Source organism: Ramlibacter sp. (genome assembly GCF_013697775.1).
In the GTDB taxonomy this organism is placed as follows: domain Bacteria; phylum Pseudomonadota; class Gammaproteobacteria; order Burkholderiales; family Burkholderiaceae_C; genus Ramlibacter.
Genome location: NZ_JACCWG010000331.1, coordinates 1 through 11,031 on the forward strand (window position 1 = coordinate 1; position 11,031 = coordinate 11,031).

Consider the following 11,031-nt stretch of genomic DNA (forward strand, 5'->3'; position numbering starts at 1 on the left):
GCTCCCACCACCGTCGCTGCCGCGGCAACTCCGGCTGCGGCGCCTGCGCCGACGGCCGCCGCCGGCGCGGGTGGCGAGGCCCTGTACAAGCAGGCCTGCTTCGCCTGCCACGCCGCCGGTGTTGCCGGCGCACCCAAGTTCGGCGACAAGGCGGCCTGGGCGCCGCGCATCCAGCAGGGCATGCCCGTGCTGGTGCAGTCGGTCACCAAGGGCAAGGGCGCCATGCCGCCCAAGGGCGGTTCCTCGGCGTCGGACGCGGAGATCCAGGCGGCGGTGGCCTACATGGTGAACGCCGCCAAGTAAGGCCCGGATCACTTCGGCGCCTGCCCCGCCGCAGGGCTGGGCACATAGCCGAAACGCCGCGGCAGGTCCGCCGCGGCGATCTCCTGCGGCTGCCAGGCGCCCGATTCCACGTGGTCGGCCGCCCACTGCATGTCCATGCTATGCACCAGGCCGAAGCCCAGCTCGGTGTCCAGGTAGAGCCGTCCCAGTTCGTCGAGGACCGTGCCGCGCACCTGTACCGCTTGGCCAGTGTGGGCTGCGACGCTGCCGTCCGCCTCCACGCGCCACACCAGCGGCGCGACCTCGAGCTCCACATAGACCCGCTGCGGCCCGTTCTGGAAATACCAGCGGCCTTCGGCATCGTGCCCGTAGTTGCGGTGGATGAATCCGACCAGCTTGTCGTGGCGCAGCAGCGATCCCTTGCTGGCCGGAAACGGCCCCGCCGCCTGCACCCGGTCGTCGCGCATGTACCACTGGCCGCGCGCGTCCAGCCCCAGCCACGCGTAGCAGTGGGGCACGTTGGGCCACTTCGCCATGGCCTGGCGCACGATGTCGTCCATGGCCCATTATGGAAGCGGCCTGGGCCTCCGGGTCAGCGCAGGAACGCGTCGTAACCGGTCTTCAGGATGAGCGCCGACACCACCAGCAGGAACACGCCGCGCACGAAGCCTGCCCCGTGCTTGAGCGCCAGGTGCGTGCCCAGCAGGCTGCCCACCACGTTGGCCACGGCCAGCGCGGCGGCGATGTGCCACCACACGTGGCCCTTGAAGGCGAACAGCAGCAGCGCCGCCAGGTTGGTGGCGGTATTGAGCAGCTTGGCCGAGGCCGAGGCATTGACGAAGTCGTAGCCCAGCGCGCGCACGAACAGGAACACGAAGAAGCTGCCGGCACCCGGGCCGAAGAAGCCGTCATAGAAGCCCAGCAGCAGGCCGATGCCCGCTGCGATGGCGGTTTCGGCGCGGGGCGACAGGTGCGGCGTATGGTGGCGGCCCAGGTCCTTGCGTGCCAGCGTGTACAGCAGCACGGCCAGCAGCACAAAGGGCAGCAGCTTGCGCAGGAACTGCGGCGAGGCCACGGTGACGGCCCACGCGCCGGCCAGCGAACCGGCGAAGCCGGTGGCCATGGCAGGCAGCAGGACCGGCCAGCGCAGTTGCACGCGCCGGCTGTACTGCGCCGCGGCGATGGCCGTGCCCCAGATCGCGCCGCCTTTGTTGGCACCCAGCAAGGTGGCGGGATGGGCGGTGGGATAGACGGCGAACAGCGCGGGAATGAGAACCAGCCCGCCCCCGCCGACGATGGCATCCACGAAACCGGCCAGCAGCGAGGCCAGCGACACCAGCAGCAACTCCATGGGCGGAATTGTCGCATCGGCTCAGCAGCGGCCAGGAAACGGAGCGCCAAAAAAGAAGCGCCGCATCAGCGGCGCTTCCAACGTTTCAGCTTTTTCTCGCCGCCGGCACGATTTGCGTCGGCGGGTGGTTTTGTCTCCTCGGTCCCCTCGCCTTCGGGCGCCTTGCGGCCGCGCGATGCGATTGAAAGGACTCTAGCGCGGTCCGCCGCGCCCCGAATCGGGAGTTTCCCGGCCCGAAGCGGGGCGTCCGGGCCTGCGGCGCGGCCATACCGCACCGGCGTGGACCAGCGCAGGGGCGGCACTTGTGTGCATCGGTAACGCGCGGCGCTGGCACGCCTTCGAACCATTCAACCTGGGCCTGACCATGGCCGGCGCCGGCATGCTGTGGGTCGGCTGGTTCGGCTTCAACGCCGGCTCGGCGATCGCCGCCGACGGGCGTGCCGGGCTGGCGATGGCGGTGACGCACGTGGCCGCCTGCGCCGGCGCCATCGCCATCGCCTGGATGCTGGCCGATTGGGTGGTGCGCGGCCGCCCCTCGCTGCTGGGACTGTGCTCCGGCCTGGTCGCGGGGCTGGTGGCGATCACGCCGGCCTCGGGCTACGTGTCGCTGCGCTCGGCGCTGCTGATCGGCGCCGCCGCGGGCATCGTGTGCTACTGGGGCGCCACCGGCCTGAAGCGCCTGCTGCGCGCCGACGATTCGCTGGACGTGTTCGGCGTGCACGCGGTCGGCGGCGTCGTCGGCTCGCTGCTCACCGGCGTGCTGGCAAGCAAACCGATCTCCGGTGCCGAGGGCAGCGTGCTCACGCAGCTGATCGGCGTGGCGGCCGTGTCCGCCTACGCCATCGTGATGAGCACGGTGTTGCTGCTGGTCACGCGCTGGCTGGTGGGGCTTCGCGTCGACGAGCAGGTGGAGCTGGCGGGGCTGGACATCGGGGAGCACCGCGAACGGCTGGGAGCCTGAGATGGGCACGAGCGAAAACCTGGCGATCGCCGCGCACCTGCACGTGCTGCTGCGGCGCAAGACCGGGCGGGTCACCGACACCGAATGGATGGCCGGCAATGCCGACTACGCGCGCGAGATCGTGCGGTTCGCGCGCGCCAAGGCGGTGGAGGACGGCCACCCCGAACTGGCGGAGTGGGCCGGCAAGCTGGAGCATGCGGTGCTGGCACCGCATGAGGTGCGGGCCAAGCCGCTGCTGCAAAGCGCGGCCGATCTGCTGCACGGCGCCGGCGCGGAGAGCGAACCGGCGCGCGGCTACGTGGGCCGCATCCGCTAGGCCGTCACGGCGGCCGCGACAGGGACGGCGGCAGAAGGCGCTGCCTGCCGCGCGTCCCGCAGGATCCACTCGGCGGCCTTCTCCGCGATCATCAAGGTCGGCGAGTTGGTGTTGCCGCTGGTGATGGTAGGCATGGCGCCGCCGTCCACCACGCGCAGGCTCGCCACGCCGCGCACGCGCATGCGCGCATCCAGCACGGCCATCGGGTCGTCGTCGGTGCCCATCTTGGTGGTGCCCACCGGATGGAAGATGGTCGTGGCGATGTCGCCGGCCAGCCGCGCCAGGTCCTCGTCGCTCTGGTATTGCAGCCCGGGCTTCCACTCCACCGGCTGGTACTTGGCAAGCGCCGGCTGCTGCACGATGCGGCGCGTGACGCGCAGCGACGCTGCCGCCACCTTGCGGTCTTCCTCGGTGCTGAGGTAATTGGGCGCGATGGCTGGCGCGTCCTGGAAATTCGCGCTGCGGATGCGCACCCAGCCGCGGCTGGTCGGGTTGAGGTTGCAGACGCTTGCCGTGAAAGCATTGAAGCTGTGCAGCGGTTCGCCGAACGCGTCGAGACTGAGCGGCTGCACGTGGTATTCGATGTTGGGCCAGGGCTGGCTCGGGTCGCTGCGCGTGAAGGCGCCCAGCTGCGAGGGCGCCATGCTCATCGGGCCGCTGCGCTTGACCGCGTATTCCATCCCGATCTTCAGCTTGCCCCACCAGTGGTTGGCCAGGGTGTTGAGCGTCTCCACGCCGGCCACCTTGAACACCGCGCGGATCTGCAGGTGGTCCTGCAGGTTCTCGCCCACGCCGGGCAGGTCCTGCTCCACGGCGATGCCATGTTGGCGCAGCAGCGCTGGCGCACCGATGCCAGACAGCTGCAGCAGCTGCGGCGAGCCGATGCTGCCCGCGCACAGCAGCACTTCGCGCGCGGCGTGCACGTCCACCATCTCGTCGCCGGCCAGCACGCGCGCGCCGGTGCAGCGCTTCGAGCCGTCGGGCAGCGTCTCGATGGTCAGGCGCGACACCTGCGCATGGGTCCACAGCTCGAAGTTGGGACGGCCGTAGCAGACCGGCCGCAGGAAGGCCTTGGCGGTGTTCCAGCGCCAGCCGTTCTTCTGGTTCACCTGGAAGTAGCCGACGCCTTCGTTGTCGCCGCGGTTGAAGTCCTCGGTGTGCGGAATGCCGGCTTCCTGCGCCGCTTCGGCAAAAGCGTCGAGGATGTCCCAGCGCAGGCGCTGGCGCTCCACGCGCCATTCGCCGCCCGCGCCGTGCGCCGCGTCGGCGCCCTTGTAGAAGTCCTCGTGCTTCTTGAAGTAGGGCAGGCAGTTGTCCCAGGTCCAGTTGGCGTCGCCGGTGAGCCGGGCCCAGCCGTCGTAGTCGCGCGCCTGGCCGCGCATGTAGATCATGCCGTTGATGCTGGAGCAGCCGCCCAGCGCCTTGCCGCGCGGATAGCGCAGGCTGCGCCCGTTCAGGCCGGCGTCGGGCTCGGTGTTGTACAGCCAGTCGGTGCGCGCGTTGCCGATGCAGTACAGGTAGCCGACCGGGATGTGGATCCAGTGGTAGTCGTCGCGCCGGCCGGCCTCGATCAGCAGCACGCGGTAGCGCCCGCCGGCGCTCAGCCGGTTGGCGAGCAGGCACCCGGCGGTGCCCGCGCCGATGATCACGTAGTCGAACGTTGTGTCGCTCATGCCCCTCGCGTCCTTTGTTGCCGGAACCGGGTCCGGCGCGCCTTATTTTGACGTCGGGAACATGAACTCGGCGCCTTTCGCGATGCTTTCCGGCCAGCGCTGCATGATCGACTTCTGCTTGGTGTAGAAGCGCACGCCTTCCTCGCCGTAGGCGTGCATGTCGCCGAACATGCTTTTCTTCCAGCCGCCGAAGCCGTGCCAGGCCATCGGCACCGGGATCGGCACGTTGATGCCGACCATGCCGACCTGCACGCGCCGCGCGAATTCGCGCGCCACGTTGCCGTCGCGCGTGAAGCAGGCCACGCCGTTGCCGTACTCGTGCGAGTTCACCAGCTCCAGCGCCTCGGCCATGTCCTTCACGCGGGCGCAGCCCAGCACCGGGCCGAAGATCTCGTCCTTGTAGATCTTCATATCGGCGGTGACGTTGTCGAACAGCGTGCCGCCCAGCCAGAAACCGTTGTCGCAGCCGCTGCCGGCTGCCGCGCCCTGGAACTTGCGGCCGTCGACCACCAGCTTGGCGCCTTCGGTTTCGCCCTGCGCGATGTAGCCGGCGATGCGCTGGTGCGCCGCGCCGCTGATGACCGGGCCCATTTCGGCGTCGGGGTCGGTGCCGTTCTTCACCTTCAGCGCGCGCGTGCGCTCGGCCAGCACCGGGATCAGCTTGTCGGCCGCCGAGCCCACCAGCACGCCCAGCGACACCGCCATGCAGCGCTCGCCGGCGGCGCCGAAGGCCGAGCCGATCAGCGCGTCGGCGGCCTGCTCCATGTCGGCGTCGGGCATCACCACCATGTGGTTCTTCGCGCCGCCCAGCGCCTGCACGCGCTTGCCGAACCTGGCGCCGGTTTCGTAGATCTTCTGCGCCACCGTGGTGGAGCCGACGAAGGAGATCGCCTTCACGTCCGGGTGTTCCAGCAGCGCATCGACCGCGTCCTTGTCGCCCTGCACCACGTTGAACACGCCGTCGGGCAGGCCAGCTTCCTTGAACAGCCGCGCCATCAGCAGGGACGCGCTCGGGTCCAGCGGGCTGGGCTTCAACACGAAGCAGTTGCCCGCGGCCACGGCCACCGGGAACATCCACATCGGCACCATCGCCGGGAAGTTGAACGGCGTGATGCCGGCCACCACGCCCAGCGGCTGGCGCAGCGTCCAGTTGTCGATGCCGGTGGACACCTGGTCGGTGTACTGGCCCTTGAGCAGCTGCGGGATGCCGCAGGAGAACTCCACGATCTCGATGCCGCGCATCACCTCGCCCTGCGCGTCGCTGAACACCTTGCCGTGTTCGGCGGTGAGGATGCGCGCCAGGTCGTCCTTGTGCTTGTTCAGCAGCTCCAGGAACTTGAACATCACGCGCGCGCGGCGGATCGGCGGCGTGTCGGCCCAGGCGGGGAAGGCCGCCTGCGCGGTTGCCACGGCGGCGGCCACTTCCTCGGCGCTGGCCAGGGCGACCCTGCCGCTCACCACGCCTGTGGCCGGGTTGAACACGTCTGCGCGCCGGCCGCTCTGGCCGGGAACGATGCGCCCGCCGACCCAGTGTTCGATGGAGGCGAGGGCGGCGGTGGCGATGGATTTGTCGGGTGCGTTCATGGCGGTATTCCTTGCGTGGGGCAGTCGGCGCAGTCTAGGCGCTGCCTTCCGGTTTGGAAAGCTCGCTTTCCTGACCAGATTGTTCGCATAATTGAACAGTTCCCATGAAGACGCCCGCCACTCCCTCGTTTGCCGACCTGCACCTGCTGACCGTGCTGGCCGAGACGCGCAGCTACACGCAGGCGGCGCGCCGCCTGGGCATTTCCAAGGCCTCGGCCAGCGGGCGCGTGGCCGAGCTGGAGCGCGCGGCCGGCGTGCCGCTGGTGCGCCGCACCACGCGTTCGGTGGTGCTCACCCAGGCCGGACAGCAGCTGGTGGAGGACACGCGCGCGCCGTTCGAGCGCATCGCGCAGAGCTTCGCCGGCATCCGCGACCTGGCCGGCTCGCCGCGCGGGCTGGTGCGCCTCACCGCACCGGTGGCGCTGGGCCGCCAGCACCTGGCGTCGCTGCTGCCGGCCTTCCTGGCACGGTATCCGGAAATCCGGCTGGAGCTGGACCTGAACGACCGCTTCGTCAATCTGGCGCAGGAAGGCTTCGATCTCGCCATCCGGCACACGCAGGCGCCGCCGGACACCCACGTGGCCTGGGCGCTGTGCCCGTCGCGCTCGGTGCTGGTCGCCGCCGCCAGCTACCTGCGGCAGGCCGAAGCGCCGGCGCATCCAAGCGACCTGGCGCGGCACGCCTGCCTGCTGTATTTGCGCGACGGCGGCCAGAGCTGGTCGTTCGAACGCATGTCCGGGCAAAAGGTGGGCCGCAGGACCGAGCCCGAGCGCGTGGCGGTGGCCGTGAACGGACCATTGAAGGCCAACAACAGCGAGGTGCTGCGCCAAGCGGTGCTGGACGGCCTGGGCATCGGCCTGCTGCCGGACTTCACCGCCACCGGCCACCTGGGCGCGAACGAACTGGTGCAGGTGCTGCCGCAGTGGCGCCCGCTCGGCTTCTTCGGCGATGCGATCTACGCCATCCGGCCCTGGTCGCCGCAGGTGCCGCGCGCGGTGCAATGCCTGGTCGACCACCTGCGCGAGCAGCTGGCGCCGGGCTTTTCGCTCGCCGGATGAGCCAGACCGTTGTTTTCCTACAGCCCAGATGGCGGCTCTGCCGCTAGGATGGCAGGCTCACGCCATGGTGGAACCCACGCCCCGCATCGAACCCCCGCCTTCGCCCTCCGAGCCCGTGCGCTTGCTGGGCGAGTGGACAGCCGCGCAATTCGCCGAGCGGCGCCGCTTCCGGCAGCTGCGTGCCGGCCTGCCGGCGCCGGGGGCCACGCAGGCCTGGGACCTGCGCGAGGCCAGCCAGCTGGACCACGTGGGCGCCCAGCTGCTGTGGGACCACTGGCAGCAGCAATGGCCGGCCAAGCTGGAGCTGCTGCCCGCGCAGCGCGCGGTGCTGGAGCGCGTGGCGCAATTCACCACCGCGGTGCCGGCGCTGGCGCGGCCCACGGCGCGGCAGCTGTTCCTGGCGCTCGGCGGCCAGATCCTGCATTTCCTCGGCCATATCCGCGCCGTCGTCGCCCTGCTGGGACAGCTGGCGTTCGACGTGGGCCGGATGGTCGCGCTGCCGCACACCGCGCCGTGGCGCGACCTGTCGGGCAACCTGTACCGCATCTGCGCCTCCGCGCTGCCGATCACGGCGCTGGTGGGCCTGCTGATCGGCGTGGTGCTGGCCTACCTCACCGCGCGCCAGCTGCACCAGTTCGGCGCCGACGCGTACATCATCAACATCCTGGGCATCGGCCTCATCCGCGAGCTGGGGCCGATGCTGGCGGCGATCCTGATCGCCGGCCGCTCGGGCTCGGCCATCACGGCGCAGATCGGCGTCATGCGCGTCACCGAGGAACTCGACGCCATGAGCGTGATGGGCATCTCGCACAGCTACCGCCTGGTGCTGCCGCGCGCGCTGGCGTTGGCCATTGGCATGCCGCTGATCAGCGTGTGGACCACGCTGTGCGCGCTGGCCGGCGGCATGGTGATCTCGGCGGTGCAGCTGGACATCACGCCCACCTATTTCCTGACGGCGCTGCCGGAGGCGGTGCCGGTGAGCAACCTGGTGCTGGCGACCTGCAAGGCGGTGGTGTTCGGCATCCTGATCGCGCTGGTCGGCTGCCATTTCGGCCTGCGCGTGGAGCCCAACACCGACAGCCTGGGCCGCGGCACAACGTCCTCGGTGGTCACCGCCATCACGGTGGTGATCCTGGTGGACGCGCTGTTCGCCATCGTGTTCAAGGACGTGGGCGGCTGATGGACACGCAGCAGCTCGAAGAACCCGCCGCGCTGCCGCCGGCCGGCGTGCCGATGGTGGAGATCCGCAAGCTCTCGTCGGTGTTCGTCACGCCGGCCAAGCGCGCGGTGATCCACAAGGACCTGGATCTCACCGTGCAGCGCGGCGAGGTGCTGTCCATCGTCGGCGGCTCGGGCACCGGCAAGACGGTGCTGCTGCGCCAGATCCTCGGGCTGGAGACGCCGGCGGCCGGCGAGGTGCGCCTGCTGGGCCAGCCGATCCAGGAGTTGTCGCGCAAGGGCGCGGCCAGCCGCATCGGCATGCTGTTCCAGCACGGCGCGCTGTTCTCCGCCTTCAGCGTGCTGGAGAACGTCGCCTTCCCGCTGCGCGAGCTGCGCTCGCTGCCCGACGCGCTGGTGCGCGAAGCCGCGATGGTCAAGCTGCAGATGGTGGGACTGAAGCCGTCGGACGCCGACAAGCGCCCCTCGGAGCTCTCGGGTGGCATGATCAAGCGCGCGGCGCTGGCGCGCGCGCTGGTGATGGATCCACCGCTGCTGCTGCTGGACGAGCCCACGGCGGGGCTGGACCCGGACAGCTCCGACGGCTTCGTGCGGCTGCTGCGCTCGCTGCACCGCGACCTGCAGCTGACCGTCATCATGGTCACGCACGACCTGGACACGCTGTTCGAGCTGTCCACGCGCATCGCCGTGCTGGCGGACCAGCGGGTGATCGTAAGCGGTACGCCCAAGCAGGTGATCGCCCATCCGCACCCGTTCATCCACGACTTCTTCCTGGGCGAGCGCGGCCAGCGGGCGATGGAACTGCTGCGCGAATATCCGTTTGCCGTCTAACTTTGAAAAGCCGCCTGCGGCGGCTTTTCAAAGTTGGTTGGTTGGTGCTTGCAGGCCCGGCGAAGCCGGTTCCTGCAAGCAGGTGAGACTGCGCTGCACTTCGTTTCGCGCAGTCCGGGGCGGGTGGCGTGCTGCCTGCCAAATGGATCACGCGAAACAACGTGCAGCGTGGTCCCTCTTGCGGGAAGGAACCGGCTTTGCCGGGCCTTCCCGCACAAATTGAACGCACTCGCAAAAGTCGCGCAGCGACTTTTGCGAGTGAAAGAGGTTTATGGAAAACAAAGCCCATGCCCTGGCGGCCGGCATCTTCGTGGTGGCCTGCGCGGTGCTGCTGCTCGGCCTGGCTGCCTGGCTGACGCGCGACACCGGCGTGCGCGACGTCTACGAGATCTCCACGCGCGAGACCGTCACCGGCCTGCAGACGCAGGCGCCGGTGCGCTTTCGCGGCGTGGACGTGGGCAAGGTCGCATCCATCACGTTCGACCCGAAGGAGCAAGGCAACGTTCTGCTGCGCCTGGAGGTCGATCGCGAGGTGCCCATGACCAAGGATACCTTCGCCACGCTCAGCTACCAGGGCGTCACCGGCCTGGCCTTCATCCAGCTGTCGGACCACGGCAAGCAGGCCGTGCGGCTCGTGCCCGGCAGCGGTGCGCCGCCGCGCATTCCGCTGGAACCGGGCCTGGTGGCCAAGCTGCAGGACAAGAGCGAAGCCATCCTTGACCAGGTGGAGCAGGTGACCGGGCGGCTGAACAAGGTGCTGAGCGACGACAACCAGAAGCGCCTGACCTCGGCCATCGTGCGGCTGGACGACACCCTGGCCAGCACCGGCCAGCTCGTGCAGCGGCTGGACCAGACGGTGGCCAAGCGCGTCGACCCGGCGCTGGCCGAGGCCACCACCACGCTGCGCTCGGCGCGCCAGGCCGCCGACGCGGTGGGCCGCACCGCCGCCGACTTCGGCAGCACCGCGCGCCGGCTCAACGCCAAGGACGGACCGGTGGACCGGCTGGCCGACGGCGCGCAGGCGCTGTCGCACGCGGCCGATTCGTTCAACACCGCCACCTTGCCGCGCATCAACCAGGTGGCCGAGGACAGTTCGCGCGCGGTGCGCCAGCTGGGCCGCGCGGCCACCGGCGTGCGGGAGAATCCGCAATCGCTGATCTTCGGCAACGGCACGGTGCAGCCGGGGCCGGGCGAGCCGGGCTTCCAGTCGCCGGGAGCGGGGAAATGATGAAACAACGCGCCGTCCTTCGCCTTTTGGCCCCTGTCGCCGCCGCCGCGGTGTTCGCCCTCGCGGGCTGCAGCGCCTTGCCGGACAAGCCGGTGCGCCAGACGCAGTACGACTTCGGCCCAGGTGCCGAGGCCACGCAGCCCACGGGCACCGACCTGGGGGCGCTGCTGCTGGCTGATGTGGACGCGGCCGGCTCCTTCGAGAGCACGGCGCTGCTGTACCGCCTGAGCTACGTGAACGAGCACGAGCTGCGCCCGTACGCCTTCGCGCGCTGGAGCGCGCAGCCGGCGCAGCTGGTGCGCCAGCGCCTGCGCGAACAGCTGGGCCGCGAGCACCTGGTGCTCGACACCGAAGAGGCGTCGGCACTGATGCGCGCCAGCGGCGCGCGACCGCGCGTGCTGCGCGTCGCGCTGGAGGAGTTCACGCAGTCGTTCGAGGCGCAGACGCAAAGCAGCGGCTCGATCCGCCTGCGCTGCACCCTGCTGGACAACACGGTGGGCGGCGAAAAACTGATCGGCCAGCGGGTGATCACGGTGCGGCGCCCCGCGCCGACGGCGGACGCCCCGGG

11 protein-coding genes and 1 pseudogene are annotated in these 11,031 nt (G+C 70.1%); 8 read left to right on the top strand and 4 right to left on the bottom strand.

What is annotated here, in order from left to right:
* The coding region (locus H0U68_RS16700; protein ID WP_296357591.1) for a c-type cytochrome at positions 1-303 on the top strand (303 nt) is incomplete at its 5' end.
* Between the two features lie 8 nt (positions 304-311).
* Here the strand turns inward: H0U68_RS16700 and H0U68_RS16705 are convergent.
* Entirely contained in the window at positions 312-842 is a 531-nt protein-coding gene (locus H0U68_RS16705; RefSeq protein ID WP_296357593.1) for a DUF2946 family protein, read from the bottom strand.
* A 32-nt stretch (positions 843-874) separates the two neighbouring features.
* A complete protein-coding gene (locus tag H0U68_RS16710) occupies positions 875-1,633 on the bottom strand; it encodes a TSUP family transporter (RefSeq protein ID WP_296357595.1) in 759 nt (252 codons plus the stop codon).
* Positions 1,634-1,970: 337 nt separating this feature from the next.
* Between H0U68_RS16710 and H0U68_RS16715 the strand changes: the two are divergent.
* Positions 1,971-2,594, top strand: a pseudogene (locus H0U68_RS16715) (ammonia channel protein); the annotation flags it as partial.
* Position 2,595: 1 nt separating this feature from the next.
* Positions 2,596-2,910 carry a hypothetical protein gene (locus H0U68_RS16720; protein WP_296357597.1) on the top strand — a complete coding sequence of 105 codons (315 nt, stop codon included), beginning with the start codon at positions 2,596-2,598 and terminating at the stop codon, positions 2,908-2,910.
* Here H0U68_RS16720 and H0U68_RS16725 read toward each other — a convergent pair.
* Both H0U68_RS16725 and H0U68_RS16730 read right to left on the bottom strand, forming a co-directional pair.
* Complete coding sequence (locus tag H0U68_RS16725) at positions 2,907-4,583, bottom strand: GMC family oxidoreductase N-terminal domain-containing protein (protein WP_296357599.1); 1,677 nt, start codon at positions 4,581-4,583, stop codon at positions 2,907-2,909. The genes H0U68_RS16720 and H0U68_RS16725 overlap by 4 nt on opposite strands.
* Before the next feature lie 42 nt (positions 4,584-4,625).
* Positions 4,626-6,167 (bottom strand): CoA-acylating methylmalonate-semialdehyde dehydrogenase, encoded by a 1,542-nt coding sequence (locus tag H0U68_RS16730; RefSeq protein ID WP_296357601.1) that lies wholly within the window; start codon positions 6,165-6,167, stop codon positions 4,626-4,628.
* Between the two features lie 104 nt (positions 6,168-6,271).
* On the opposite strand from H0U68_RS16730, the gene H0U68_RS16735 reads away from it, so the two are divergent.
* The 5 genes from H0U68_RS16735 to H0U68_RS16755 all read left to right on the top strand — a co-directional run.
* Positions 6,272-7,225: a LysR family transcriptional regulator gene (locus H0U68_RS16735; protein WP_296357603.1), complete on the top strand. Its 954-nt coding sequence runs from the start codon at positions 6,272-6,274 to the stop codon at positions 7,223-7,225.
* Positions 7,226-7,289: 64 nt separating this feature from the next.
* The gene (locus tag H0U68_RS16740; RefSeq protein WP_296357605.1) at positions 7,290-8,405 is read left to right on the top strand and encodes an ABC transporter permease; all 1,116 of its coding nucleotides are present in this window, start codon (positions 7,290-7,292) and stop codon (positions 8,403-8,405) included.
* Positions 8,405-9,235: an ATP-binding cassette domain-containing protein gene (locus H0U68_RS16745; RefSeq protein ID WP_296357607.1), complete on the top strand. Its 831-nt coding sequence runs from the start codon at positions 8,405-8,407 to the stop codon at positions 9,233-9,235. The genes H0U68_RS16740 and H0U68_RS16745 overlap by 1 nt, the downstream gene beginning before the upstream one ends.
* Positions 9,236-9,506: 271 nt before the next feature.
* Complete coding sequence (locus H0U68_RS16750) at positions 9,507-10,463, top strand: MlaD family protein (RefSeq protein WP_296357609.1); 957 nt, start codon at positions 9,507-9,509, stop codon at positions 10,461-10,463.
* A partial coding sequence (locus tag H0U68_RS16755) for an ABC-type transport auxiliary lipoprotein family protein (protein ID WP_296357611.1) occupies positions 10,460-11,031 on the top strand: 572 nt, incomplete at its 3' end. The genes H0U68_RS16750 and H0U68_RS16755, both read left to right, overlap by 4 nt.

Excerpts from the sequence above, each read along its gene's own strand:
- H0U68_RS16740 (WP_296357605.1), top strand. The coding sequence starts at position 7,290 with ATGGTGGAACCCACGCCCCGCATCGAACCCCCGCCTTCGCCCTCCGAG.
- H0U68_RS16745 (WP_296357607.1), top strand. The coding sequence starts at position 8,405 with ATGGACACGCAGCAGCTCGAAGAACCCGCCGCGCTGCCGCCGGCCGGC.
- H0U68_RS16725 (WP_296357599.1), bottom strand. The coding sequence starts at position 4,583 with ATGAGCGACACAACGTTCGACTACGTGATCATCGGCGCGGGCACCGCC.
- H0U68_RS16720 (WP_296357597.1), top strand. The coding sequence starts at position 2,596 with ATGGGCACGAGCGAAAACCTGGCGATCGCCGCGCACCTGCACGTGCTG.
- H0U68_RS16735 (WP_296357603.1), top strand. The coding sequence starts at position 6,272 with ATGAAGACGCCCGCCACTCCCTCGTTTGCCGACCTGCACCTGCTGACC.
- H0U68_RS16730 (WP_296357601.1), bottom strand. The coding sequence starts at position 6,167 with ATGAACGCACCCGACAAATCCATCGCCACCGCCGCCCTCGCCTCCATC.
- H0U68_RS16705 (WP_296357593.1), bottom strand. The coding sequence starts at position 842 with ATGGACGACATCGTGCGCCAGGCCATGGCGAAGTGGCCCAACGTGCCC.
- H0U68_RS16710 (WP_296357595.1), bottom strand. The coding sequence starts at position 1,633 with ATGGAGTTGCTGCTGGTGTCGCTGGCCTCGCTGCTGGCCGGTTTCGTG.
- H0U68_RS16750 (WP_296357609.1), top strand. The coding sequence starts at position 9,507 with ATGGAAAACAAAGCCCATGCCCTGGCGGCCGGCATCTTCGTGGTGGCC.